This window comes from Deinococcus seoulensis (assembly GCF_014648115.1).
Lineage (GTDB): Bacteria > Deinococcota > Deinococci > Deinococcales > Deinococcaceae > Deinococcus > Deinococcus seoulensis.
Genome location: NZ_BMQM01000044.1, coordinates 1 through 25,869, shown reverse-complemented (window position 1 = coordinate 25,869; position 25,869 = coordinate 1). Strand labels below are relative to the sequence as shown.

Below are 25,869 nucleotides of genomic sequence, written 5' to 3'. Positions count from 1 at the left end.
GAGCAGGATGGACCCCTGTTTGAGGCCGCGTGACACGTCATCGGCAGTGAAGTGGAAACTCTTGGTTAACAGATCGGAACACCACCGATCTGTTAAGTACGTCGAAGCTAACATTGCGAGATTCCGGGAAGGCGCCGGAACCTCTCCATTCCCGCTTCAACGTACTTCCTCTGCTACGCGCTCCGCGCGGTTTATCTAAAAGATAAACGCAGTGTACTTAACTCCACGTCCGGAACCCGTTTTGCTCCTACTCGCTCCGCTCGGATTGAACGGCTTTATAAGCCATTCAACCCGAGTCCGTATGATCAGTAGCGGTAGGTGGTGGTCTCGCTGACGTTCACGCGGACGGTGCGGTTGTTGCCACGGTCCACGGTCACGGTGACGGTGCTGCCGCCCTTGACGAGCGTGCCCACGAAACCGGTGTTCGTCTGACGGGACTGCTGAAGGGCGTACCCCTGGCCCTGCAGGTCGCTGACCTTGCGGTCGTAGGCGCTGCGGGCGGGGTCCTGCATCTGGGTGTTGGCGATCGCGCCGAGCAGACCGCCGATGAAGTCCAGGACGGGGGTGCTGCTGACCGGGGCGGGCGCGGGGGTCACGGCGAGCGGCTGCGCGAACTCGACGTTCACGTTGGTGGTCGCGCCGGGGCGGATGGTCACGGTGGTCGTGTAATCGCTGTAACCGGGAACCCGCACGCGGATGGGAAGCGTCCCGGCGCGCAGGTTGCTGTACGTGACGTTCGCGCCGCCCAGCGTCTGCCCGTTGGCGATCACGGTTGCGCCCGAGACGTTCGTGCCGACGAACAGGCTGCCGGTGCTCACCGGGTTCTGCGCGGCCACCGTGTAGAACGCCGTGTCCGTCACCCAGCTGTTCTGCGGCAGCGGCGTCACCACGATGCTCAGCGCCTGCGCCAGCCCGTCCTGGCCTCTGGCAGTGACGGTCGCGAACTGGTCCTGCGCGGTCTTGAACGAGCTGATCTGGTCCAGGTTCAGCGGCGTCAGGCTCGCCAGGGCCAGCACCTTGTTCTGACCGATGGGACCCGCGACCGTGTACGTGAAGTTCGCGTCGGCGGCCGGGAAGGTCGTGGTGGTGTTCGCCTTCACGAAGTTCGCGCCGCTCAGGCGGTTGGGCAGGATCTGATCCACGCTGCCGTCCGGGTTCACGTTGAACAGGTACACGTACGCGTCACGGTTCGCGGTGGCGCTGATGCTGATCTTCTCGTCCACGCGGTACGCGGGGTTCTGCGCGCCCGTGCTGTCCTTGTTGATGCGGACGCTGACGTTCAGGTCAGGCTGCGTGGGGTTCACGATGATGCTCTGCGCGCTGATCTTCGGGGCGGCAGAGGCAGTGCTGATCTGGGCGACGGTACCGAGGGCCAGCAGGGCGGTCAGGGTGCTTTTCATACCGGCAGTGTGCCGCGCCCGCGTGACGGACGGCTGACCGCACCTGACGGAAGCGTTCAGAATTCAGGAGACTGTAAAGGTGGAGCGTGTCAACAGGCAGCGGCCGGGTCAGGCGCGCTGCCCGGCGCTGTGCCCGCGCGTGACGCCGCCCGCGATCAGGTGCGCGGCCCGCAGCGGTTCGGGCACGTTCCCGGTGACCGTGAACGTCCGCAACGCCTGAAGCGCCTGCGAATGCGAGAGGCCCGCACGCTGCACGAACACCGGCCCGCACGGCTCCATCGGCCCGGCCGCCTCGATCAGCGCCCACTTGCGCGCCCCGCCGGGCACGCGCGTCAGCAGCGCCTCACGGATGCGGGGTAGGTCCGGCGCACGCCGCGCCACAACCAGCACCGGCAGCCCCGTCTGCGCGTGCAGCGCGTGAAGATCGACCACGTTGAAGCCTGCCAGCGCGATCCCCTGAAGCAGGATCAACTGCAGGTGCTCCGGCGAACGGTTCACCAGCCGCGCCAGCTCGGCCGTGCTGTTCCGCCCGTCGCGCCGCACCCGCCCACTGACCACGCCATGCAGGGTCGTGCGCGCATACACCGTCCCGATGACCGGCACATCACCCCGCCAGCCATGCGCGAACGGAGCGTCGTCGAACCCGATGGCGTGAGCGAACACGCCCCCAGGGTAACGCCCCTGCCAGCCGCACCCGGCCTACGGCACGCTGAGCCATCTGGCGCATTCACCCCTGACCCGCCAGGAGGACACTGAAAGCATGACCCCGACCACCGCCCAGACAACGGAGCAGCCCTCCCCCGCCCCGCCGGTCACGCCGCCCAGCGTGCAGCCCCTCGACGTGGCGACCGCCACGCCCGCACAGCGGCTTGCAATCGGGCACCTCATGGCCGACAGTTTCGCCCACTCCTACCCCGAGGACCCGCCCCTGATCCCGGCGCAGGAAGCGCAGGCCCTGTCACACCTGCTGCCCACCGAACGCAACGTGACCTTCGCCGTATGGGACGGCACTGCCGCCATCGGCTACGCCCGACTGGGATTCGACACCGAACAGAACACCCACCTGGGCCACGCCCGCATCACCGTGCACCCCCAACACCGCCGCGCCGGAACCGGCCGCGCCCTGTGGAACGCACTACACGCCGCCGCCCTGACACACGGCCACACGACCATCACCTTCGGCACAAGCAGCCGCAACCCCGCCGCCGAAGCCTTCGCACGCAACCTGGGCGCCACACCCGCCCTCCCCATGCGCCAGAGCCGCGTCACCCTCGCAGACCTCGACCCCGACCTGCTGACCCGCTGGCAAACCCGCCCAGACCACGACCCCCACCGCCTGCACACCTGGACGACCATCCCCGACGAGTACCTGACCCGCATGGCCGACATGATGATGGTCATGAACACCGCCCCCAGAGGCGAACTGGAACAGGACGACTGGACCATCACACCCGACATGATCCGCGCCTGGGACACCATGACCCACGAAGCAGGCGAAACGCGCTACCTGATGGCCACCGAAGACACCCGCACCGGACAGATCGACGGCTACAGCGAAGTCTTCTGGCACCCCGACCGCGCCGCGCTGCTCTACCAGGGCGCAACCGCCGTCCGCCCCGAAGCACGCGGACAGGGCCTCGGCAAATGGCTCAAAGCCGCCATGCTGGAACACGCACGCGCCCACTGCCCCGGCGCGCGGGCCGTGCAGACCCACAACGCGCAAGAGAACGCCCCCATGCTGGGCATCAACGTGGCACTCGGCTTCACGCCGTACAGCACCTTCACGGAGTGGCAGCTGAAACTCCGGTAACGCGGATTGAGGTTGACGTCGTGGGGGTGCGCCTGCGGCGGGCCTCCCCACCCCCCAGCCCCCTACCCCAGGGGGGCAGGGGGGGCAACGTTGCACTGGGCAGGTATTTCGCTGAGGTGGTCGGTGGGTGTCGGGCGGAAACGGCCACGTATGGGGCTGCATGCCTCCGGTGTCGCCGCGTTCGCCCCGCGCGCTTCGCGCACGACGGGCCGCATTGCCACGACGCCGGGCGGGCCAGCCAACTTGGTGAGTACCAGAAGGTTCTACTTTTTCGGCTGTTGCCAGAGCATGGGTTTCAAAGTCGATCAGCGGCGTTCAGCAAGGCACCCTGCCAACCACCGCAGATCACCACCGGCCGTCGTGCGCGCAGCGCGCGGGCCTGCGAGGGGGGCGGCAGGATGGCGTCGAGGCCAGACCCGTCACCGCCTACTACACCTCCGCCGCACCAGTAAAAACTCTTGCCCAGTGCAACGTTGCTCCCCCTGCCCCCCTGGGGTAGGGGGCTGGGGGGTGGGGCAGCACACGGGAACCCCGCCGCAGGCGCCCACCTCCCAACGTTCAAGCCCGAGCCAGCCTCCCCCCCGCTCCCGGACGCAGCGCCAGCGCGGTGAACAGGCTGCCCAGCGCGCCGAGCAGGAGGAGTGCGGCGGCCATGCCTGCCCCGCCGATGGCGGCGCCGACGGGCAGACCCAGCGCGGCGATCCATTTGCTGATGGTGAACACCTGTCCGTGCGTGGCGAGGTACGCGCCACGGCGTTCTTCGGGGATGAGGTCGGCGAGGAGGGCCTGTCGGGTGGGGACGTAGAGCAGTTCGCCGATGCTGAGGATGACGGTGGCGGCGATCAAGGTGGGGAGGTGGGTGCTGTAGGCCAGTCCGGCGAAGCCGAGGGCGAACAGGGCGAAGCCGGCGTGCATGGGGCGGTGGGGGTCGCGGCTGGTGAGCCAGCGGGCGACGGGGGCGGTGAGGGCGACGATGAGGAGGGTGTTGATGGCGGTGAGGACGCTGGCGGCGCGGATGCCGTCGAGGGTGACGCCCAGCCAGTCGGCGCGGGGGAAGTGCTGGGCGAGGTGCACGGCGACGTGGTTGGTGCGGGTGAATTCGATGCTGAGGATGAGGATGCCGCCGAGGACGAACAGGAGGAAGGGGCGGTCGGTGATGACCTGCGCGTAGCTTCGCAGGAGGGGTTTGAGGCCCAGGTCGGTGCGGGCGGTGGGGCTGGCGGCGCGCGTTTCGGTCATGAGGGCGGTGCAGAGGGCGGCGGTGAGGATGCTCATGCCGACGAGCAGGGCGAGCAGGAGGGTGAAGTGGTCGCGGTACAGCCAGCCGCCGATGAGGGTGCCGATCAGGATGCTGAGGTTCACGGCCCAGTAGTTGATGGCGTACATGAAGGTGCGGGTGTCGGGGGTGCTGACGTCGACGAGCATGGCTTCGGCGGCGGGGTTGATGAGGCCGCCGGAGATGTTCACGAGCAGCAGCGCGGCGAAGGTGAGCCAGGGGTTGGGGCCGTGCAGGTTGCCGAGGAGCATGAGGGTGAAGGCGAGGAGTTTCAGGCCTTCGCCGGTCAGGAGGGTGCGGCGGCGGCCGAGGGCGTCGGCGAGGGCGCCGCCGTACAGGCCCGCGAGGAACTGCACGATGCCAGCGGCCAGCAGGAGTGTTCCGGCGAGTGCGGCGCCGAGGTGCGCGGTGAAGTAAATGGCCATGAACGGGAAGACCATGCTGCCGACGACGCGGCTGAGGAATGACGTGGTGATGCGGGTTTTCACGTTGGGGTGCAGGGTGCGCCACATGCGTTCAGGGTGGCGCAGGCGGAAAGGGGAAAAAAGACGCATAGTGGCGTGGTGGTGTCCCCTTTTCCTGCTGATTCGCCCGTGCCGGACTGGCCGTACCTGTCGTTGCGGGCGGTGCTGCACGCGCGGGATGGGGTGCGGGACACGCACCGGGTGACGCTGGCGGACGCGCAGGCGTGGTGGGGGTGCAGTGACCGGACGGCGAAACGGCAGCTGGCGCGGTTGCACGCTTCGGGGCGGCTGGTGTACACGCCGGGGCGCGGGCGGGGGAACACGTCGCGGGTGGCGTTCGCGGGGACGCTGGAGGGGGAACTGGCGGTCCTGACGGCGGGTCTGGCGGGGGTGGGAGCGGCGGCGGATCTGGCGCGGCTGTCGCGGCTGGGGTTTCCGCGGGCGTGGGTGCTGACGGACGCGGTGCGCGGCACGTTCGGGCTGGGGGTGGGTCCGGCGGGCACGGATCGCCTGCGGACGGTGGTGACGCGGCCCCTGACGAGCCTCGATCCGCTGACGGTGAACTCGGCGGCGGAGGCGCATCTGCTGACGCAGGTGCTGGACCCGCTGCTGGTCTTCGATCCGCTGGCGGGGACGTTGCGGCCTCATCTGGCGCACCACTGGGGCACGCCGGACGGGGGGCGCCGCTGGGTGTTTCACCTGCGTAAGGGCGTGCAGTTCCATCACGGGCGGACGCTGGACGCGCAGGACGTGTGCTTCACGCTGGAGCGGGTGCGGCGCGGGGCGCCGTGGTACCTGGGCGGCGTGCTGGACGTGCGGGAGATCACGCCGTTCACGGTGCAGATCACGCTGGACGGGCCGGACCTGTTCTTTCCCCGCAGGCTGGCGCACGAGCAGGCGCTGATCCTCCCGCGGGACGTGCCGTTCGACGAGCGCCGCCCGGTCGGGACGGGGGCGTTCCGCTGGCACGCGCTGGACGGCGGGTTCCGGCTGGAGGCCTTCGACGCGCACTTCGCGGGGCGGCCGCTGATCGACGAGGTGGAGGTCTTTCTCGTGCCGGAGCTGCGTGGGGACGCACCGCCTGCGCTGGACGTGTCGGGTGTGCCGGAGGATCCGGTCGAGCGCTGGGTGCCGGAGAACAGCGTGCATTTCCTGATCTGGAACGCCCACCGGCCTGCCGCGCGGTCGGCGGCGCTGCGCGCGGCGGTGGTCGAACTGCATGACATCCGCGCGTTCTGGCGCGAATCGGGCCGCGCCGAGCGGCTCCTTCCTGCCACGTCGTTCCTGCCGCGCCGCAGCCTGGACCGCCCGCCGCGTGGGCACTCACTGGCACGGGCGCAGGCGCTGCTGGCACGGGCCGCGTACGCCGGGCCGCCGCTGCGCGTGTGGGTGCTGGACCTGCCCGGCGCGCGGCAGGAGGCCGACTGGCTGGCCGCGCGGGCCGCCCGGCTGGGCCTGCCGATGCAGGTCGTTCCGGCGCCGCTGGACGCGCTGCCGGACGCCGGGGACGACGTGGATCTGGCGTTCATGGGTGAGATCGCCGGGTGGGACGAGCACCTGTCGTTCTGGTCGGCGCTGAAGCAGCCGGAACTGCTGTTCCGCCGCCTGCTGCCTACCGACGTGCTGCGCGACGTGGACGCCCTGCTGGACGGGTACCGCGTGGCCCCCGACTCGGCGGCCCTGGAGGCCCTGATGACCCGCGTGGAGGCGCGGCTGCTGGGCGGGCATCACCTGCACCTCACGCATCACCGCGTCAAGCGCCGCGCGGTGCATCCGCTGATCCGGGACGTGCATCCGGACGCGTATGGCCGCATTGATTTCAAGCGGTTGTGGCTGGGGGACGCCCGCGCCTGAGGCGCGCTGCGCTACGCTGCTTTCCATGAGGGTTGCCGTTGCGGATGTGGGTACCAATTCCAGTCACCTGTTGATCGCCGAGGCGGCGCAGGGGGACGCGGGTGGGTTCCGGGTGCTGGACGCCCTGAAGGACCGCACGCGGCTGGGCGAGTGCCTGGACGGGGCGGGGAACCTGACGCCCGAGGGTGAGGACCGGCTGGCGTCGGCCCTGACGCGCTTCCGTGAGCTGGCGTCCGGGGCGGGCGTGGCCGAGGTGCACGTGTACGCCACGAGTGCGCTGCGCGAGGCGCCGAACGGGGCGGAGGTCGCGGGGCGGATGCTGTCGCGGACCGGGGTGTACCCGGTGATCATCTCGGGAGCGCGTGAGGGTGAACTGACGTACCTGGGCGCGGCGCACAGCGTGGAACTGGGTGAGGACAACGTGCTGCTGGACCTGGGGGGCGGCAGTCTGGAGTTCGTGCGGGGGGACGGGCACGCGCCGCGTGACGTGCTGAGCCTGCCGCTGGGTGGGATTCGGATGACGCGTGCGTTCTTCCGGTCGGACGTACCGGCCCGCCGGGAGGTGCAGGCGCTGACGGACGCGGTCCGCACGGCGCTCGCTCCGCACGTGGAGCGGTTCCGGGTGCGGCCGGGCACGCGGGCGGTGCTGTCGAGCGGGACGGCAGAGGCGGCGGCGGCGGCGATCGTGGCGCGGCGCGGCGCGGTGGGCGGCAGTGGCGACGGGCCGGAGGGCGTGAACGGCGTGACGTTCACGCTGGCCGAACTGGGCGCGTTGCTGGAGCACGTGCGGGGGCTGAAGGGCGCGGCGCGGGCGCGCGTGCCGGGCCTGGAGCGGCGTTCCGAGACGGTCGTGGCGGGGCTGGCGACGCTGCACGCGGCGCTGGAGGTGCTGGGGGCGCGGCAGGTGACGGTCAGTGAGGGTGCGCTGCGCGAGGGCATGCTGATCGAGGAATTGTCGCGGTTTCAGGCGTACCGGTCGGCGCTGAGTGCGCGGCAGCGGAGCGTGCTGGGAACCGCCGAGCGGTTCGGCGCGAACCTGTCCCATTCGCGGCAGGTGGCGGCGCTGTCGCGGGGGCTGCTGGACGCGCTGCACGCGGCGGGCGAGCCGGTCGATCATGAGGACCGCAGCCTGCTGACGGCGGCGGGCGCGCTGCACGAGGTGGGGCAGATCGTGGCCCAGAGCGCGCACCACAAGCACTCGGCGTACCTGATCCGGCACGCGGAACTTCGGGGGTTCAGTCCGCGTGAGATCGAGCTGATCGCGCAACTGGCCCGTTACCACCGCAAGAGCGTGCCGAAACCCTCGCACGCGGAGTTCATGGCACTCGGGGCCGGGGACCGCGCGCGGGTGACGCGGCTGGCGGCGGTCCTGCGGGTCGCGGACGGCCTGGACCGTTCGCACGGGGGCGCGGTGCGGCTGGGTGAACTGGTGCGGCGCGGTGACGGGTGGCAGTTGACGGTGGCGGGCGCCACGCCGCTGGACCTGTCGGGCGCGCGGGACAAGGCGGACCTGTGGGGGCGGGTGTTCGGACCACTGACCCTTCACGCCCTGTAGGGACTCTGGAATGCAGTGCCGTGGAGAGGGTGCCGGGTATCCTGGGGGCATGACGGGTACGCCGCAGAACATCCTGAGCATTCAGTCGTGGGTCAGTTACGGGCATGTGGGGAACGCGGCCGCCGTGTTTCCCCTGCAACGCCTGGGATTCGAGGTCTGGGCGATTCACACGGTGCAGTTCAGTAATCACACCGGGTACGGCGCGTGGACGGGCGCCGTGTTCCCGCCCGAGGCGGTCGCGGACCTGATCGACGGGATCGAGGCGCGCGGGGTACTGCCGGAGTGCGGCGCGGTCCTGAGCGGCTACATGGGCAGCGAGGGCACGGTCGCGGCGGTCGTGGACGCCGTGCGGCGCGTGCGCGTGGCGAACCCGGACGCGCTGTACGCCTGCGACCCGGTGATGGGCGACGTGGGGCGCGGCGTGTTCGTGCGCCCGGAACTGCCGGACCTGATCGCGGCGCAGGCCATCCCGGAGGCGGACATCGTGACGCCCAACCAGTTCGAGCTGGAACTGCTGACCGGGCGCACCGTGGACACACTGGAGCACGCGCTGGACGCCGCCCGCGCGCTGCGGGAACGGATGCGGGCGGGTGGGCCGCGCGTGGTGCTGCTGACCAGTCTGGTGCGCAGCGGCGCGCCCGAGGGCAGCATCGAGACGCTGGCCGTCACGGACGCCGGGGCGTGGCTGTGCCGCACGCCGCTGCTGCCGCTCGACCCGCCCCGCAACGGCACGGGGGACGCCATCGCGGCGCTGTTCCTGGGGCACTACCTGAAGTCCGGTCAGGCGGCGCAGGCGCTGAGCCTGTCCATGAGCGCGCTGTTCGGACTGCTCAGTTACACGCACAGCGCCGGTACGCGCGAGATTCAGCTGGTGGCCGCGCAGGACGAGTTCGTGAAGCCCGCGCGGGTGTTCGAGGCGCAGCAGGTCGGGTAGGCGCGGCCCAGAGCGACCCTCCGGCCCGGCCGTTCCGTGCGGGTCAGATGAGACGGACCTCTGCGCCCTGTCAGCGTCCGGCCAAAGTGCCTTGCCCACACTCTCACGGGCGGGCAGGCGGGGCGGGCCAGACTGAAGGCATGAAACACATCATCTTCCCGACCGAGACTGCCGCCGACGCCTTTATCGCCGACCTGAAGTCGCAGGGCGTGATCGCCCCGACCATGGGCAGCGCCACCGTCACCCGCCGGGGCACGGCGGCCGACCCGGTCGTGACGGACGGTGTGGACGGCGGCACCGCCGAGGACGCCGGTGCGGGCGCCGTGAAGGGCACGGGCGTGGGCGCAGCGGTCGGCGCGGTCGCCGGGATCCTGGCGACGGGCGCCACCATCGCCACGGGCGGGCTGGCCCTGCCGGTCGTGCTGGGCATGGCCGCGCTGGGCTCCGGTGTGGGCGCCGCCGTGGGCGCCACGGGCGGAGCGATGGGTGTGGACGAAACCGGCCACGCCTACGAAGCCGACGACGATTACTACGACCGCCTGAACACCACCACCACCAACGGTGGCCGTGTGGTCGCCGTGGATGAAAGCGTGCCCCACGACGTGGTCGAGGCCGCCGCCATCCGCCACGGGGGCGAGTACTCCGACGGGGGCACCCTCAGCCGCCGCACGATGTAAACGCACCTTTCGCAGCGCCGCCCGCAGCCTCGATGGTTGCGGGCGGTTCTGCTGCGCGTGGTTCTGCTGCGGGCGGGTCTTCACCGATCAGGTGCGTCACGGGCGGCATGACCGGCCGGTTCAGTCGGGCCTGTGGGGCAACGCGACCTTGCGGAACCAGAAGTTCCCGAGGGTCTGGATGACGTCCTCGAACTCGGCGACGCTGACGGGTTTTGGAATGTACGCGTTGGCGTGCAGGTTGTAGCTGCGCCAGATGTCGCTCTCGGCGCGGCTGGTGGTCAGGACGATCACGGGAATGCTGCGCAGTTCCGGGTCGAGTTTCAGGATGTCCAGCAGTTCCAGGCCGGTCATGCGGGGCATGTTCAGGTCCAGCAGGATCACGTCCGGGCGGGGGGCGGCGCCGTGCGGGCCGGTGCGGCGCAGGAACGCCAGGGCGTCCACGCCGTCGCGGGCGTGGTGCAGGTGGTGGGGGAACTGGGCGTCCTCGAACGCCTCCTGGGTGAGCATCACGTCGGCCGGGTTGTCCTCGACCAGCAGAATCTCGACGGGGGGGGTGGTCATGGGTGGTCTCCTGCGGGGGCCTGCGGGGCGCGGGTGTCTGTCGGCGTGGCGTCTGTTGGTTCAGGGGTGGCCGCCTGTACGGGCAGCGCCAGCGAGAAGGTGCTGCCGACGCCGGGCAGGCTGTCCACCCACAGGTGCCCGCCCAGCTGCTCGGCGGCGCTGCGGGTCACGGCCAGCCCGATGCCGCTGCCGGGGTATTCCTCCATGCCGTGCAGGCGCTGGAACACCCCGAAGATGCGTTCGTGGTACTCGGGTTCGATGCCGATGCCGTTGTCGTGCACCTGGAACACCCAGCTGTCCTGCCCGGCGTGCTCGCGGCGGTGCGCGCTAACCTGCACGTGCGGGGGGCGCTGCGGGTCGCGGAATTTCAGGGCGTTCCCGATCAGGTTCTGGAAGGCGTGCCGGAGCAGTTCCGGGCTGGAGTTCAGGGTGGGCAGGTCCTGCACCTCGACGACGGCCTGTTCAGCCAGGATCTGCTGTTCCAGGTCGGCCAGCACGTCCCGGACCAGCGCGGCCGTATCGACGGGCTGCGTGGCGCGCGGGGCCTTGCGCACGCGGGAGTACGCCAGCAGGTCCTGGATCAGGGTCTTCATGCGTTGCGTGGCCGAGGTCGTGAACGCGATGTACTGGTCGGCGCGGGCGTCCAGTTTGCCCTGGTAGCGGCGGGCGAGCAGTTCGGTGTAACTGCCGATGGTGCGCAGCGGTTCCTGAAGGTCGTGACTGGCGACGTACGCGAACTGTTCGAGTTCCCGGTTGCTGCGCTCCAGGTGGGTGTTGCTGGCGCGCAGGGCCTCGGCACTGTCGTGCAGCGCCTGCTCGCGCTCCTGCACGGCCAGGGCCATGCGGTCGAACTGTTCGCCCAGCTGCGCGAGTTCCTGAACGCCGGTGCGCGGCATGCGGCGCCCGTACTGCCCGGCGGCCATGTCGCGCGCCCCGGCGTTCAGTTCGCCGAGGCTGCGGGTGACGGTGCGGGTCACGCGGTACGCGGTCAGCAGCAGCAACGCGCCCGTCAGCAGCAGCCCACTGATGCTGACCCACTGCACGGTGTTCAGGGTGGTCTGGCTGGCGCGCGTGGCGTCTCTCAGGCGTTCGCTCTCGGCGGCCTGCATCAGCTCGGTGACCTCGCGCGCGTCGTTCAGCAGGTCGCGGCCCACGCCGGTACTGACCAGCGCCGCCGCCTGCCGCAGCGAGTCGGTGCGCGCGGCGATCTCGGGCCGCGCGGCCCGCTCCTGCCACTCGTTCACGGCCGCCTCGACGAGCGACAGTCGCTCGCGTTGCAGGTCGTTGAAACTCAGGTCACGCAGCGCGAACACGGACGCCCGGAAGGTCGATTCGCCGTCCCGGTACGGTCCGAGGAAACTGGGGCTGCCGGTGATCACGTACCCGCGCTGCCCGTTTTCCATCACGGAAATCTGGGTGCTCAGGGCGTTCACCAGCAGCATCCGCGCCTGCGCGTCCTCGACCGCCTGCAACTGCGCCTCGTTGCGGCCGACACCCACCACGACTGCCGCGCCCACCGCGACCAGCAGCGCGAACGGCACCACGAACGGCCGCAGCAGGAAGGCGCGCAGCGTCACGCCGCCACCGGTCGGCCGGACCGTCCGGGCCGCGTGGTCGGTGGTCACGGACGGGTCGGGCGTGGCAGAAACGGGCGCGGACATGACGGGGGCATTGTAGCCGAGTCGCCGGGGAACAGCAGGTGTGATACGGACTCCGATTGAATGGCTTATAAAGCCGCTGGGTCCGAGCGGACTCGTAGAGCTGCGCAGCAGAGCGAGGAGGAGAGAAACGGGTTCCGGACGTGGAGTTAACAGATCGGTGGTGTTCCGATCTGTTAACGGAACAAACGGAATCCGTATGGCTGCGCGGCTCCGGACACCCACGCACTCACACGCAACCCCACGAAATTGAACCGAGTTCACCGGAACGCGCTACAGTGGACGCCATGACATTTCAGAGCGTAAGGCTCACCCAGGCGGGTGAGGTCGCCACCCTGACCATCATCAGCAAGAAAGGCAGCATGGGACCCGCCTTCTGGCAGGAAGTCCCGCAGGCGCTGGCCACCCTGGACGGCAGCGGCGCCCGCGCCCTGATCGTGCGCGGCGAGGAACTGTTCAGCGCCGGACTGGACGTGAAAGCCAGCGCCCCCACCATCACCCCCGCCCTCGGGAACCCCGACGCGTTCCGGGCCGTGGTCGCCGGAATGCACGCCGCCATCGAGGGCCTCGCCGCGCTGCCCATCCCGGTCATTGCCGCCGTGCACGGCTGGTGCATCGGCGGGGGCCTGGAACTCATCAGCGCCTGCGACATCCGCATCGCCAGCGCAGACGCCCGCTTCAGCCTACCCGAAGTCAGGCTGGGCATCGCCGCCGACCTGGGCGGCCTGCAACGCCTGCCGCACCTGATCGGCCGGGGCCGCGCCGCGCACCTCGCCCTGACCGGCCAGCCCATCGACGCGCCCACCGCCGAACGCTGGGGCCTGATCACCGAACTGCTGCCCGACCCGGCCGCCCTGTTCGCCCGCGCCGACGAACTCGCCGCGTACCTCGCCACCCTCCCCCCACGCGCCCTGGAAGGCACCAAACGCACCCTGCAGGACGACCTGCCGCACGCGCAGAGCCTCGCCGGGGCCGTCACCTGGAACGCCCAGCACATGACCGCCGAAGGCCTCGCGCAGGCCCTGAAGTAAGGTCAAGTCCAGCCCACCACCCCCGCCCCCCCTTCCCCACCCAAGGAGACCCCACATGACCCAGACCCCCACCCTCGGCACCCTCCAGGCCGGCACCGCCGACAGCACCTTCCGCCCCGACCTGCTGGCCGGCAAGCACGCCCTGATCACCGGCGGCGGCAGCGGCATCAACCTCGGCATCGCCCAGAGCTTCGCCGCGCACGGCTGCCGGGTGACCATCCTGGGCCGCAACCTCGAGAAAGCCCAGAAGGCCGCGCAGGGCATCATCGACGCGGGCGGGCAGGCCCTCGGCGTCAGCGCCGACGTGCGCGACATCGCCGCCATGCAGGCCGCCGCCGCGCAGGCCGTCGAAACCTTCGGCCCGTTCGACATCGTCCTCGCCGGAGCCGCCGGGAACTTCCCCGCACCCGTCGACGGCATCAGCCCCAACGGCTTCAAGACCGTCGTCGAGATCGACCTGCTCGGCACGTACCACACCATCAAAGCCTGCGCTCCCCACCTGACCACCCCCGGCGGGAACATCCTGAGCATCAGCGCCTACGGCATCCCCGTGCCCATGCAGGCGCACGTCGTCGCCGCCAAGGCCGGCGTGGACGCCCTGACCCGCACCCTCGCCATCGAATGGGGCCTGCGCGGCATCCGCGTGAACGCCATCATCCCCGGCCCCATCGACGGCACCGAAGGCATGGCCCGCCTCGCCCCCGACGAGAAGACCCGCCACCAGTTCATGAGCACCGTCCCGCTGGGCCGCTTCGGCATCCCCCAGGACATCGCCAACGCCGCCCTGTTCCTCGTCAGTGACGCCGCCAGCTACGTCACGGGCGTCATCCTGCCCGTCGACGGCGGCCAGAACATGCTCGGCGGCGCCCCCCAGTACCAGATGTACCAGCAGATGGGCCTCGCCCTGCCCAAGAAAGACTGATACGGACTCCGATTGAATGGCTTATGAAGCCGTTCAATCCGAGCGGATGCGAGTAGGAGAGAAAAGGGTTCCGGACGTGGAGTTGGCAACCCGGTGATGTTCCGGGTTGGCAACGAAACAAACGGAATCCGTATGAGCCACCTCACCTGAGCCTCCTGACCATGCCCGCGGCCGGTACGCTGCGGGCATGTCTGCTACCCCCATGCCCGTCCACCAGCACCTCTCGGATCTGCGGGGGGCGGCACTGCTGAATCTGCCGGACTGGTCGGGGGTGCGGCGCGTGAATCTGGACGGGCTGGGTCTGGATGCCCTGCCAGGGCGGGAGGCCGCGCCGGACCTGACGGTCTTCAGCGTGTACGACAACGTGCTGACGGGCGTGCCGGACTGGGTGTGGACGCGCGGCGGGGTGCGGACGCTGAACCTGTCCGCCAACCGGTTCCAGAGGCTGCCGGACGCGCTGGGCAACCTGCGCGAGCTGCGGATGCTGGACCTGGGGCACAACGAGCTGGACGCCCTGCCGGACGCCTTCAGGGGGCTGGGTCGGCTGGCGTTCCTGTACCTGAGCCACAACCGGCTGATGGAACTGCCGGACTCCATGCGGCACCTGGGCGCGCTGACGTACCTGAATGTCACGGATAACGCCCTGACGCACCTGCCGGGGTGGCTGGGCAACCTGCGCGCCCTGACGGAACTGCGGCTGTACGGCAACCCGCTGGAGGCCCTACCAGACAGCCTCGGGGCGCTGGGCGCGCTGCGGGAACTGCACGTCATGAACGCCCGCCTGACCCGCCTGCCCGGCACGCTGGGAGGGTGTGGGGCGCTGGAAGTGCTGGACCTTCAGGGCAACGCGCTGACAGAACTGCCGGACTCGCTGGGGCAGTTGCCGCGCCTGACGACCCTGAACCTGCGCTTCAATGCGCTGACGCACCTGCCAGACACGCTGGGCGACCTGCACGCGCTGCACACCCTCGACCTGCGCGCCAACGCCCTGACCACCCTTCCCGAAAGGCTGGCGCACCTGCCCGCCCTGCGGAAACTCGACCTGCGCTGGAACCGCATCGAGAATTTGCCAGACGCTTTCGACACGCTGATTGAGCGGGGCTGTCAGGTGTACCTGTAAGCCTGACACGGCCCCCTTACTTGCACAGGTCGGCGGTGCAGATGTCGGTGGCGGCGTAGTCGCGGCCCTGTTGCACGACGAGTTTCAGGGTGAGGGTGCCGTTCTCGTAGGCGTAGCTGTCGCCGGTGGTGGTGGGCAGGGCGGCGGGGGTGACCTTCTTGAGGAGGTTGCGGTTGTCGATCCACCAGTCGCGGTACAGGCGGGGTTCGGTGGGGGTGGGGATGCGGAGGGTGAGGGTGTCGCCGGGCTGGCTGTGGCTGATGCCGACGCGCAGGTGGGGGGTGGGGGTGGTGGGGGTCAGGGTGTAGGTGTGGCCCAGGCGGGTGGTGGTGTGGAAGGTTTTCTGGTCGGCGGTGTTGCCGTTCAGGCTGACCGTGCCGTGCGGGCCGGTGACGGTGACGGGGCCGATGCGGGCGGCGGTGTCGTCGTGAATCCACAGGCGGGTGTACGTGCCGGGGCAGGTGCTGGCGTTCCAGGCGGGGGTGGGGGTGCAGTCGGGCGCGGCGCGCAGGAGGGGGCTGGCGGTGACGGTGGTGCCTGCCTTGCCGGTGGTGGTGCCGTCGGTGTCGAGGAACGTGGCGGCCTTGTCGCCGTCCCGGTCGGGTTGGGCGGGTGGGAAGTACACGCGGGTGCTGGTGTCGGGCCAGCGGAGGTTCAGGGCGTTGTTGGTGGGTTCGAGGCTGAAGGCGTTCTTCGTGACGTACCCGAGGCCGCTGGCCTGCCGGGTGGTGTCGGGCGTGAACGCGGCGAGGGTCGCGCCGTCGATGGTGACGTGCCCGTCGTAGAACTGGTACCCGCGGATGGGGAAGCTGGGGTCCCAGGGGCGTGGGAGGGCGCGGCCGCCGGTGCCGGTGGGTTCCCAGCTGTCGGGCTGGCCGAGGTTGGGTGTCTCACCGATCAGGGTGCCGCCTTTGAGGGTGCTGTCGTCGCTGGCGAAGGTCGCGCCGACGCCGTTGTCGGCGAGGGTGGCGTTCAGCAGGACGTGGCCCTTCCCGCGTAGCCACACGCCGTGGTCGCGGTTCTTGTAGGCGGTGAAGGTGTCCAGGGTGGCGGTGACGGGCGCGCTTTTGGGATCGCTGGGCGTGGTGACGGGCGCGTAGTACGTGACCTCGGTGGTGCCGTCGGGTTTCGGGCCGCCATCGAGGTTCAGGCCACGATCCGTGCCGTGGGCGGTGTTGCCGCTGAATTCGCCCAGGGGGGTGCGGCGGGGCCAGATGTCGGTCCTGGCGGCGGCGAGGCCGGTGGGGTGTTCGGGGAACGCGAGCCAGAAGCCGGTGCCGTCCACCCCGGCGGCGACGTTGCCGCGCACGGTGTTGGCGGGGTGAGTGATCCAGTACGCGGCGGGGCGTTTGTCGCTGTCCAGCAGCGGCTTCTGGCCCTGTTTGGCGTCGGGGGCCCTGACGCGCGTGACGAGGTTCCCGCTGAGGGTGTTGCCGGTCTCGTCGCCGTCTTCCAGGAAGAGGCAGTGGCCGATGTTGTCGAAGGTGACGTTGTCCTGCACGCGTAGGTCGCTGGTCCCGTGCACGACCACGCAGCGGTTGAAGGAGGCGTGCACGCTGCTGCCGCGCAGGTACGAGGTCGGGGCGCTGCCCAGCTGGTGAAAGTGCACGGGGTAGCGGCGCAGGGTGTTCAGCTGCCCGACGCGGGTGAATTCCGCGCCCTCGATGCGGGCGGTGCTGGTGCCCATGATCATGACGTGCGCGCCCACGCCGGTCTGCGCGGCGTCGTCCGTGGCGGCCACGACGACGTTGCGGGTCAGGAGGCCCACCTCGGCCCGTTCGTTCACGCCCAGGCCCGCGACGGTGATCGGGTCGCCCCAGTGCGTGTGTTTCAGAGGTGCGGCGAGGGTGACGGCAGTGCCGCTGACGCGCTGCACGGTGACCTGTTCGGTCTGGTCCGGGTTGAAGTCGGTGCTCGTCAGGGTGAGGCTGTCGCCGGGTTGCCAGTCGGGCGCGCGGTCCAGGGTCAGGGTGCTGCTGCCCTTGCGGGCGGTGGCGTTCAGGCGCGTCCAGGCGAGGCGGGGCTGCCCGTGGAGTTCCAGGGTGCCGTCCATGACGCCCAGCACGCGGTCGCCCATGCCCATGACGTCCTCGCCGGGGGCCTTGTTCGTCAGGAGGATCTCGGCGTGGTGCGTGAAGGGTCTGGCCTCGCTGCCGATGCGGAGTTCGCCGTGCACCATGATCCACTCGGCGCGCAGGGTGCGGTCAGCCGTGTCGTCGAATTCCAGCACGGTGCCGGTGGGGATGGTCAGGCCGCCCAGGTCGGGCGGGGTGGTGTCCAGCAGGACGCGTTTCCCGGCGGGGAGGGTGACCTTCTGCCCGGCGGCGGGCAGCGTGCCGCCCCAGGTGGCGGGGTCGCTCCACTTCACAGTGGGAAGCGTGGGGGTCGGGCTGGGCGTGGGGGTGGGGGTCGGCGTGGGGTTGGTGGTGCCGCTGCCGCCCGATCCGGACCCGCAGGCGGTCAGGAGCGCGGTCAGGAGCAGGACGGTGGCGGAGCGGCGCGCGGGCATGAAGGAATGATAAACGCACGGTCAGCAGGGTGGCGTGAAGGACTTCGCACCCCTCCCCCATCCTGCCCGCACCGGCATGAGCACCGTCAGGGACAGCGTTCCCAGTCGAATCGCTGCGCGAAGTGGCGCGAGGTCACGACTGCCTGAACCTCACGCACCCCCCTTGCTCATAGTTTTCATAATAGATTTCTAGATTATGAGTCAAGCACGAGGTTGCACCATAGGAGGCACCCCATGACCCCGCCACGCCCTCACCTACCTTCACCCCTTCACCGGATACAGGGGCTTCTATTCGGAGCAGCCTTCGGAGACGCCCTCGCCGCCCCCGTTGAATTCACCCGTGACCCGGCAGCTATTCGCGCGGCATATCCGCCCGATGGCCCCACGACGATCCACCAGGGCAAAGTCACGGACGACACGCAAATGATGATCGCCGTCGCGCGAGCACTGATCGCCACACCCCAATTGAGTGCCGAAGCCCTCTCCGGGGAACTGCGTGACACGTTCACGCAGTGGCTGGACGACCCGGAGAACAACCGCGCCCCCGGCATGACCTGCCTCCGCGCCTGTCAGGCACTGAAAGAAGGTGTCCCCTGGCCGCACGCCACCATCCCTGGGTCCAAAGGCTGCGGCGCCAACATGCGCGTGCAACCCATCGCCACGGTGCCAGCAGCCACCACCCGAGCAGGTGCCGCGCAACTTCAGGCCGCCATGACCCACGGTCACGCCACTGCCCTGGCCGCCAGCGACCTGACCGCACACACCCTGCACCTACTTCTCGACGGCGCACTCCCAGCCGAACTGCCCACCCACCTCAGGCAGTACGTCCAGGCACAACGCACCACCTACCATCACGCGTGGCTGGGCGACCTGTGGACCCACACTCCCGAACCCAGCCCGGAAGACTTCATCGCACGCGGCTGGGACGAATGCAGTGACGCCCTTGAACGCGCACTCCAGGCCAGCACCGGCCTTCCCCTCCACGCCGATCCATGCCACTACAGCGGTGAAGGCTGGATTGCAGAAGAAGCGTTTGCGACCGGCCTGCTGTGCTTCCTGCTGTTCCCACAAGATCCGGTCCGCGCCCTTCAACTGGCCGCCACCACCAGCGGCGACAGTGACTCCATCGCCTGCATCACCGGCAGCCTGCTCGGCGCCCACCTCGGCATTCACTCCTTCCCCACCGACTGGACCGACCAGATCGAATACAGCCAAGAACTCCACACCCTCGCCCGAGCCCTGACCACACTGTCCAGCAAAGGAGCCTGATCATGACCACTCCCCTGAACGACCGCAACATCATCCTCGACACCGACAGCTACAAGAGCAGCCACTTCCTGCAGTACCCCACAGGCACCACCCGCCTCTTCTCCTACCTGGAAAGTCGCGGCGGCAAGTATCCCCAGACGCGCTTCTTCGGCCTGCAGTACATCCTCGACCGCTACCTGACCACCCGCGTCACTGCCGACATGGTCGAGGAAGCCCGCGCCCTCATCGAAGCACACGGCGAACCCTTCCCCTACGACGGCTGGATGCGCGTCGTGAACGTCCACGGCGGCAAGCTGCCCCTGGAAGTCCGCGCCGTGCCGGAAGGCACGCTGGTGCCCATCCACAACGTCCTGCTGAGCTGCACGAACACCGACCCCGAACTCCCCTGGCTGGTCGGCTGGTTCGAAACCATGCTGATGCGTGTCTGGTACCCCACCACCGTCGCCACCCAGAGCTGGCACATCCGCGAGATCATCCGCGCCGCCCTCGAAAAAACCAGCGACCGCGCCGCCGAGGAACTCCCGTTCAAACTGCACGACTTCGGGTCCAGGGGCGTCAGCAGCCGCGAGAGCGCAGGCATCGGCGGCCTCGCCCACCTCATCAACTTCCAGGGCAGCGACACCCTGGAAGCCCTGCGCGTCGCCCGGAACCACTACGGCGCCGACATCGCCGCGTTTTCCATCCCCGCCGCCGAGCACAGCACCATCACATCCTGGGGCAAGGCGCACGAGGTCGACGCGTACCGCAACATGATCACCCGCTTCAGCCGCCCCGGCAGCGTGTACGCGGTGGTCAGCGACTCCTACGACCTCAAGAACGCCATCAACCACCTCTGGGGCGACACCCTGAGACAGCAGGTCATCGAATCCGGCGGCACCCTGGTCGTCCGGCCCGACAGCGGCGAACCGCCCGCCATGGTCCGCCTCGCCGTGAACGCCCTGGCCGCCAGGTACGGCACCACCACCAACAGCAAGGGATACAAGGTCCTGAACCACGTCCGCGTCATCCAGGGCGACGGAATCGACGAACACACCATCCGCCAGATCCTCGACAACCTGGATGTGGACGGCTACAGCGCCGAGAACGTGTCTTTTGGCATGGGCGGCGCCCTCCTCCAGAAAGTCGACCGGGACACCCAGCGCTTCGCGTACAAGGCCAGCGCCGGCCTGATCGACGGCGAGTACCGGGGCATCTACAAGGATCCCGTCACCGACCCCGGCAAACGCAGCAAGGACGGCGTCCTCGACCTCGTGCAGGAAGGCGGCCGAATGGTCACGAAGGCGTACAGGACGTTTGATACCGACTTCCCCGGCAGCCTGCTGCGCACCGTGTACCGCGACGGGGAGTTGCTGGTGCGGGACACGCTGGAGGAAGTAAGGGGGCGGGCGTGATATAGCACCATGCTATAATCGTGGGCATGGGCATGAACGCGCTGACGCTGGCCGTGCTGATCGCGTTCTGGACCGAGCACCCGGACGCCGAGAAGCCCCTGCGCGAGTGGTACCGGCTGGTCCGCGCGCGCGAGTACGCCTCGTTCGCCGACGTGAAAACGGACTTCGGTAGCGCCGACTGGGTGCAGGGGTTCCTCGTGTTCGACATCAGCGGCAACCGGTACCGCCTGATCGTCCGCCCGAACTTTGCCGGAAGACGCTTCTACATTGTGGGTGTGTACACCCACCGACAGTACGACGCCTGGACGAAGGAGTTGAGGTGACCATGACGAACTTTCCGGAAATCACGCGGTCCTTCCAGGAGCTGAGCGGGCTGGCTCCCGAATTCTTCATGGACATCCGCACCGACGATGATCTGGCGCGCGCCACCGCGTTCCTGTACACCTTCGACTTCGAGGTCAAGGGCGAGGGACCCCACCCGCTGGACCCGCTGGCGGAACTGCTGACGCAGCGCATCACGGCGTACGAGACCCGGCGATTCCCGGTACCAGACGCAGACGGACCGGACATGCTGGCCTTCCTGCTCCAGCAGCGGCCCCTGACGCAGCAGGCACTGGCCGCCGCCACCGGCATTCCGCAGAGCACCATCAGCGACCTGCTGCGGCGGCGGCGGGCGTTCACGGCGGATCACGCGCGGAAACTGGGCGCGTTCTTCCAGGTAAGTCCTGGGATGTTCCTCTGAACGCCCTGACCCCCCTCCTTCCCGCCCTCCAGTCCCTGGAACCGCTGGGTCTCCCCTCCTCGTCCCTGCCGGAGTGGTTCGCCTATGCAAACCAGCGGCAGGCGGCGCGGCTGGCCGTGCATGTGCAGGCCGAGTTCGCTGCGCTGCTGCGGGCCTTCGCGGGGTCGGTGGATCATGCGTACCTGCGCTCGGATGCCTTCCAGGCGAACGTGGTGCAGGCGGTGCGGGCGGCGGAGGTCGCGGAGTCCGAGGACAAGCTGCGCTTCATCGCGCGGGCGCTGGCGGGGTGCGTGCTGAGCTTCCCGCCGCCCGCGCCGGACAAATTCCAGACGATGCGCGTGATCGAGGGTCTGTCCGACCGGGAGTTACGGGTGTTCGCAGGCCTGTTCGACCTGCTCGACCCGATCGACCCGTTCGCCGACAGCCTGCCCGTGAACGGCACGGCGACGGTGGCGGGTCTGTCCCGGCAGGAGTTCGCGTCGGCCCTGCTGGGGCTGGCGCAACAGGGATTCCTGAGCCGGGCGGACGTGCGCCGGGACGAGTGGAGCGAGCCGGAAGCCGCGTGGACACTCACGGCGCTGGCGCGGCAGGTGGCCGTGCTGACGCGACTGGGCGGGAACGACTGGGAAGGAGACTTATGAACGGTGATCTGAACGTGCCCTTACAGCTGGAGCGGTTGGTGGCGTACCGGGCGGACGGGTCGGTGTCGCCGGTGGTGGTGGCGGGTCGCCTGTCGCCGGACGGGGTGTTCGGCTGGCCGGAGCAGCGGGGAGAAGCGGCGAGTCCTGAGGCCGTGCAGGAGGGCGTGGCGTTCGCGGCGGCGCTGGCAGGGGCCATGTCGTCCCTGATCGAGTCGAGCGACACGGACACGCCGTATGTGCCGTTCGTGCTGCCGCGCGCGTTCACGCCGGAGGAACTGGGCCGCGTGGACTGGCTGGGCCTGCTGCCCCTCCCGACTGGCGAGGTCGAGGTGGAGGTGACCGAATCGGACTTCCGCGTGGCGGAGCGGCTGGCGCGGCGTGAAGCAGATGGGAACGCGGCGGACTTCTACGCGCCGGAGGAAGTGCAGGCCATCCGGGCGGCGCAGGCGTTGTTCCTGGCCCATCCGGAGCGGCGGCTGGTGACGGTCACGGCGGGTCGCGTGGCGCTGCTGCTGATCGACGTGGCGCGACTGCCGCTGGGTACGTGGGCGGGCGTGGCGACTCTGCGGATCGACACGTGAGCGGGGGGAACGCATGAACGTGTTCGGCCTGAATATCCCGCCGCTGGTTCTCGACCTGACGGGCGGCCTGTGCGTGCTGGTCAGCCTGTATTTCCTGTGGGCGAAGAGCAGCACGTACTGGCACTGGAGCAACCTGTCGCTGCTGCCGTACTTCCTGCTGTTCGCGACGGGCGGGCAGTGGATGCTGGCGGGCCTGCAGGTGACGTACCTGCTGTTCGGGATTCACGGGCTGTACCTGTGGCACCTGGAGGCGCGGCGGGCGCGGGGCGAGATCCGATTCAACGAGCCGCTCTGGTACGGCGTGACGTGGGCGGCGAGTCTGGCGATCTTCGCGTACACGGTGGCCGTGACGGATTTCGGGGACGCGTGGAACGGGGTGCAGTTCGCGGCAGTGACGCTGGCGCTGATTGCCAATTTCGGCACGACGCGCCGCTGGGCGTGGTCCTGGCCGGTGTGGATCGCGGTGAATGCCGTGCAGGCGGTGTACTTCTGGCACGCGGAGTACTGGGTGCTGTTCGCGTTGCAGTTCGTGCTGGCAGCCATGAGCGTGGTCGGCTGGCGCGCGTGGCGACGCGACGAGCGGCGCGAAGTGGCGTTTGCCTGACGGTTGTTCTCCCTCTCCCCTGGCGGGAGAGGGCCGGGGTGATACGGACTCCGATTGAATGGGCTGCAAAGCCCTTGCAATCCGAGCGGATGCGAGTAGGAGAGAAACGGGTTCCGGACGTGAAGTTGGCAACCTGGTGAAGTTCCGGGTTGTTAACGAAACAAACGGAATCCGTATGAGGGGGGCGTGTGACCAGCGAAAGTGGGTTGGTGAAAACCTATCGGCACGGCCTGATCGTCGGGAAGTTCGCGCCGCTGCACCGGGGGCACATGCTCCTGCTGGACGCGGCGCTTGAGCAGTGCGAGCGCGTGAGCGTGTGGGTGTACTCCCGGCCGGACTTTCCGGAGATGCCCAGTCCGCTGCGGCGCGGCTGGCTCCGGGCGCTGTACCCGGCGCGCCTGTTTCCGGGGCTGGAGTTGCTGCCGGACGCCCCCACCCCACCCCTGAACGACGAGCCGGACGCCGTGCACCGCGGGTACGTGCGCGGCGTGCTGGACGGCTGGGACGTGCGGCCGGACGCGGTGTTCACGTCCGAGGGGTACGGCAAGGCGTTCGCGGCGTCACTGGGCGCGGCGCACGTACTCGTGGACCGGGCGCGGCAGATCGTGCCGGTCAGCGGGACGGCGCTGCGGGCGGACGTGCACGGCCTGCGGGCGTTCCTCGATCCCGTGGTGTACGCCCATTTCGTGCGGCGCGTGGTGATCCTGGGGGCCGAGAGCACCGGCAAGAGCACCCTGACGCGGGCGCTGGGCGAGGCGTTCGGCACGACCTGGGTGCGCGAGTACGGCCGGGACGTGTACGAACGCGAGAACGGCGCGCTGACCCCAGGGCACTTCCTGGAGATCGCGCGGGGCCACCGGGCGCTGGAGGACGAGGCCGCGCGGTCGCCCGGCGTGCACAAGTGGGTGTTCAGCGACACGAACGCCGCCACGACCCTGATGTGGTCGCACCTGCTGACCGGCACGGCCCCGGCGGAACTGAACGCCCTGGCCGGTGCCTGCCGCGCCCGCTACGCGCACACGTTCCTGTGCGACACCGACCTCCCGCACGAGCAGGACGGCTGGCGCGCGAACACCGAGGTCCGGGCCGTGCAGCAGGCGTTCATCCGCCAGGACCTGGAGGCGCGCGGGGTCCCGTTCACGGTGCTGCGCGGCAGCGTGCCCGAACGGGTCGCGCAGGTGCGGGCCACCCTGAACGGGGCGTAATACGAGTTCCGTTTGTTTCGCTGATCCGGAACTTCACCGGAGTCCGGATAAGGTAGGGCATGACAACTGCGGGTGAATGGGAGGACCGCAACCGGCGGCAGTTCGACCGGCTGGCCGGCGGGTACGACCGGCTGGGGTTCCTGACGCAGGCGGCGCGGTTCGTGGCGGCGCAGGTGGTGGTCCCGCCGGGCGGCGCGGCGCTGGACGTGATGACCGGGACGGGCAGCGTGGCGCTGGCGCTGCTGGGCCGGTCGGGGTCCGTGGTGGGCCTGGACCTGTCGGCGGGCATGGTGGAGGTCGCGCGGCGGCGCGTGCCGGGCGCGCAGTTCGTGGTGGGCGACGCGGCTCGGCTGCCGTTCCCGGACGGGTCGTTCGACGTGGTGGTGTGCGCGTCGGGGTTGTTCTTCGTGCCGGACATGGGCGCGGCGCTCCGTGAGTGGCGTCGGGTGGTGCGGCCGGGCGGGCAGATGGTGTTCTCGTCGTTCGGGCGCGGGTTGCTGGGCGACCTGCCGGGGCTGTGGCGGGCGCGACTGGAGGCGCACGGGGTCAGGCCGGGGGCGGCGCCGCTGGGCCGCATTCCCACGCCGGACGCCGCGCGGGACCTGCTGCTGGGCGCGGGCCTGGATGACGTGCAGGTGGACCGCACGGACCTGCCGTACACGCTGGCGTGCGTGGGGGACCGCTGGGACGAGATCGCGGCGGGCCTGGAGGGGCAGCCGCTGGCGGGGTTCACACCGGACCTGCGGGCGCAGGTGCAGGCGGAGCACCGCGCGGACCTCGCGCCGCTGTTCGCGGGGGGGCCGGTGACGGTGCCGCTGCCGGTGATCGTGGCGCGCGGCACCCGGCCCGAATGACCCCAGGGGTGACTTTCGGAGGATGAACGGCCGGGCCGTCAGGGCGTACTGTGAGGCATGACCAGACCGGAAGATGATGGCAAGGGCACGCCGGGGAACGCGCCGTCGTGGGTGGACGAGGTGCTGGGCCGCGCAGGCACGGCCGGGCCGGATGACGGGCACCCCCAGGACCTCCGGATTCCCCAGGCAACCCCGGCCGCCCCGCCGTCCCTGACGAAACAGGCGACGCCCCAGCCGGGCCTGGGGGCGCCGCCCATCACGCCGCCCGCCTCGAACCTGGACCGCTTCGGGGAACCGGCGCGGACACAGGCTCCGCAACCGCTGGGCGGCGCGGACGTCGCGCAGAAGAAACTGATCGCGGGGCTGCTGGGCATCTTCCTGGGCAGCCTGGGCGTGCACAAGTTCTACCTGGGCAACACCACGCCCGGCGCGATCATGCTGGGCGTGAACGTGGGCGTGTGGATCGTGGCGTTCCTGATCGGGCTGCTCACCTTCGGCCTGGGGCTGGTCGTCACGTTGCCGCTGGCCGCGCTGGTCAGCAGCGCCGTGGGCCTGCTGGGACTGGTCGAGGGCATCATCTACCTGACCAAGAGTGACGCGGATTTCGAGCGGGAGTACATCCTGGGCCAGAAAGCCTGGCTGTAACACGGACTCGGACCCAGCGGCTTTGTAAGCCATTCAATCGGAGTCCGTCTCAGGAGTCGATCGTTGAAAGTTGATGGTCGATAGACGGTTCACACCTCGATCAACTGACATCTTTCAGTTTTAAGCAGCATGCTGGCGAGTGCTGTCCCAGACGGCTAAAATCCGC

Annotated in this window: 24 protein-coding genes; 18 read left to right on the top strand and 6 right to left on the bottom strand. The window is 69.6% G+C overall.

Features of this window, described 5'->3' with window-relative positions:
- Positions 1–305: 305 nt before the first annotated feature.
- Entirely contained in the window at positions 306–1,400 is a 1,095-nt protein-coding gene (locus IEY70_RS19185; protein WP_189066631.1) for a DUF4384 domain-containing protein, read from the bottom strand.
- Positions 1,401–1,508: 108 nt separating this feature from the next.
- Complete coding sequence (locus tag IEY70_RS19180) at positions 1,509–2,063, bottom strand: endonuclease dU (RefSeq protein ID WP_189066630.1); 555 nt, start codon at positions 2,061–2,063, stop codon at positions 1,509–1,511.
- Positions 2,064–2,160: 97 nt separating this feature from the next.
- Here IEY70_RS19180 and IEY70_RS19175 point away from each other — a divergent pair, with 97 nt between their 5' ends.
- The gene (locus IEY70_RS19175) at positions 2,161–3,210 is read left to right on the top strand and encodes a GNAT family N-acetyltransferase (RefSeq protein ID WP_189066629.1); all 1,050 of its coding nucleotides are present in this window, start codon (positions 2,161–2,163) and stop codon (positions 3,208–3,210) included.
- A gap of 558 nt (positions 3,211–3,768) precedes the next feature.
- On the opposite strand, the gene IEY70_RS19170 is transcribed toward IEY70_RS19175, so the two are convergent.
- The gene (locus tag IEY70_RS19170) at positions 3,769–4,998 is read right to left on the bottom strand and encodes an MDR family MFS transporter (RefSeq protein WP_229778093.1); all 1,230 of its coding nucleotides are present in this window, start codon (positions 4,996–4,998) and stop codon (positions 3,769–3,771) included.
- Between the two features lie 54 nt (positions 4,999–5,052).
- Here IEY70_RS19170 and IEY70_RS19165 point away from each other — a divergent pair, with 54 nt between their 5' ends.
- The 4 genes from IEY70_RS19165 (at position 5,053) to IEY70_RS19150 (ending at position 9,970) form a co-directional block, all read left to right on the top strand.
- Positions 5,053–6,804, top strand: a complete 1,752-nt coding sequence (locus tag IEY70_RS19165; RefSeq protein ID WP_189066627.1) for an ABC transporter substrate-binding protein — start codon at positions 5,053–5,055, stop codon at positions 6,802–6,804.
- A gap of 25 nt (positions 6,805–6,829) precedes the next feature.
- Positions 6,830–8,359: a Ppx/GppA phosphatase family protein gene (locus IEY70_RS19160; protein ID WP_189066626.1), complete on the top strand. Its 1,530-nt coding sequence runs from the start codon at positions 6,830–6,832 to the stop codon at positions 8,357–8,359.
- Positions 8,360–8,408: 49 nt separating this feature from the next.
- The gene (gene pdxY / locus IEY70_RS19155; RefSeq protein ID WP_189066625.1) at positions 8,409–9,293 is read left to right on the top strand and encodes a pyridoxal kinase PdxY; all 885 of its coding nucleotides are present in this window, start codon (positions 8,409–8,411) and stop codon (positions 9,291–9,293) included.
- A gap of 140 nt (positions 9,294–9,433) precedes the next feature.
- Positions 9,434–9,970 carry a hypothetical protein gene (locus IEY70_RS19150; RefSeq protein ID WP_189066624.1) on the top strand — a complete coding sequence of 179 codons (537 nt, stop codon included), beginning with the start codon at positions 9,434–9,436 and terminating at the stop codon, positions 9,968–9,970.
- A 120-nt stretch (positions 9,971–10,090) separates the two neighbouring features.
- Here IEY70_RS19150 and IEY70_RS19145 read toward each other — a convergent pair whose 3' ends face one another.
- Both IEY70_RS19145 and IEY70_RS19140 read right to left on the bottom strand, forming a co-directional pair.
- Positions 10,091–10,531, bottom strand: coding sequence for a response regulator (locus IEY70_RS19145; RefSeq protein WP_189066623.1), 441 nt, complete (start codon positions 10,529–10,531; stop codon positions 10,091–10,093).
- Positions 10,528–12,192: a sensor histidine kinase gene (locus IEY70_RS19140; protein ID WP_229778092.1), complete on the bottom strand. Its 1,665-nt coding sequence runs from the start codon at positions 12,190–12,192 to the stop codon at positions 10,528–10,530. Before IEY70_RS19140 ends, IEY70_RS19145 begins: the two co-directional genes overlap by 4 nt.
- A 284-nt stretch (positions 12,193–12,476) precedes the next feature.
- On the opposite strand from IEY70_RS19140, the gene IEY70_RS19135 reads away from it, so the two are divergent.
- The 3 genes from IEY70_RS19135 to IEY70_RS19125 all read left to right on the top strand — a co-directional run bounded on the left by IEY70_RS19135 (position 12,477) and on the right by IEY70_RS19125 (position 15,262).
- The gene (locus IEY70_RS19135) at positions 12,477–13,220 is read left to right on the top strand and encodes an enoyl-CoA hydratase-related protein (protein ID WP_189066622.1); all 744 of its coding nucleotides are present in this window, start codon (positions 12,477–12,479) and stop codon (positions 13,218–13,220) included.
- A 55-nt stretch (positions 13,221–13,275) separates the two neighbouring features.
- Positions 13,276–14,142 (top strand): SDR family oxidoreductase, encoded by an 867-nt coding sequence (locus IEY70_RS19130; RefSeq protein ID WP_189066621.1) that lies wholly within the window; start codon positions 13,276–13,278, stop codon positions 14,140–14,142.
- A 187-nt stretch (positions 14,143–14,329) separates the two neighbouring features.
- Positions 14,330–15,262, top strand: a complete 933-nt coding sequence (locus tag IEY70_RS19125) for a leucine-rich repeat domain-containing protein (RefSeq protein ID WP_189066620.1) — start codon at positions 14,330–14,332, stop codon at positions 15,260–15,262.
- Between the two features lie 16 nt (positions 15,263–15,278).
- Here IEY70_RS19125 and IEY70_RS21345 read toward each other — a convergent pair whose 3' ends face one another.
- Positions 15,279–17,771 carry a G8 domain-containing protein gene (locus tag IEY70_RS21345; protein ID WP_189066619.1) on the bottom strand — a complete coding sequence of 831 codons (2,493 nt, stop codon included), beginning with the start codon at positions 17,769–17,771 and terminating at the stop codon, positions 15,279–15,281.
- Between the two features lie 234 nt (positions 17,772–18,005).
- On the opposite strand from IEY70_RS21345, the gene IEY70_RS19115 reads away from it, so the two are divergent.
- The 10 genes from IEY70_RS19115 to IEY70_RS19070 all read left to right on the top strand — a co-directional run bounded on the left by IEY70_RS19115 (position 18,006) and on the right by IEY70_RS19070 (position 25,703).
- Positions 18,006–19,040 (top strand): ADP-ribosylglycohydrolase family protein, encoded by a 1,035-nt coding sequence (locus tag IEY70_RS19115; RefSeq protein ID WP_189066618.1) that lies wholly within the window; start codon positions 18,006–18,008, stop codon positions 19,038–19,040.
- Positions 19,041–19,042: 2 nt separating this feature from the next.
- A complete protein-coding gene (locus tag IEY70_RS19110; protein WP_189066617.1) occupies positions 19,043–20,431 on the top strand; it encodes a nicotinate phosphoribosyltransferase in 1,389 nt (462 codons plus the stop codon).
- 26 nt (positions 20,432–20,457) lie between these two features.
- On the top strand, positions 20,458–20,754 hold the full coding sequence (locus IEY70_RS19105; RefSeq protein WP_189066616.1) for a type II toxin-antitoxin system HigB family toxin: 297 nt from the start codon (positions 20,458–20,460) through the stop codon (positions 20,752–20,754).
- Positions 20,755–20,756: 2 nt separating this feature from the next.
- Positions 20,757–21,173 (top strand): helix-turn-helix domain-containing protein, encoded by a 417-nt coding sequence (locus tag IEY70_RS19100; protein WP_189066615.1) that lies wholly within the window; start codon positions 20,757–20,759, stop codon positions 21,171–21,173.
- Positions 21,174–21,289: 116 nt separating this feature from the next.
- Entirely contained in the window at positions 21,290–21,814 is a 525-nt protein-coding gene (locus tag IEY70_RS19095; protein WP_189066614.1) for a hypothetical protein, read from the top strand.
- A complete protein-coding gene (locus IEY70_RS19090) occupies positions 21,811–22,395 on the top strand; it encodes a hypothetical protein (RefSeq protein ID WP_189066613.1) in 585 nt (194 codons plus the stop codon). Before IEY70_RS19095 ends, IEY70_RS19090 begins: the two co-directional genes overlap by 4 nt.
- Positions 22,396–22,408: 13 nt before the next feature.
- Complete coding sequence (locus IEY70_RS19085; protein ID WP_189066612.1) at positions 22,409–22,999, top strand: nicotinamide mononucleotide transporter family protein; 591 nt, start codon at positions 22,409–22,411, stop codon at positions 22,997–22,999.
- Positions 23,000–23,187: 188 nt separating this feature from the next.
- Positions 23,188–24,204, top strand: coding sequence for an AAA family ATPase (locus IEY70_RS19080; RefSeq protein WP_229778091.1), 1,017 nt, complete (start codon positions 23,188–23,190; stop codon positions 24,202–24,204).
- A gap of 59 nt (positions 24,205–24,263) precedes the next feature.
- Positions 24,264–25,058: a class I SAM-dependent methyltransferase gene (locus tag IEY70_RS19075; RefSeq protein ID WP_189066611.1), complete on the top strand. Its 795-nt coding sequence runs from the start codon at positions 24,264–24,266 to the stop codon at positions 25,056–25,058.
- Between the two features lie 57 nt (positions 25,059–25,115).
- Positions 25,116–25,703 (top strand): TM2 domain-containing protein, encoded by a 588-nt coding sequence (locus IEY70_RS19070; RefSeq protein WP_189066610.1) that lies wholly within the window; start codon positions 25,116–25,118, stop codon positions 25,701–25,703.
- Positions 25,704–25,869: the final 166 nt, after the last annotated feature.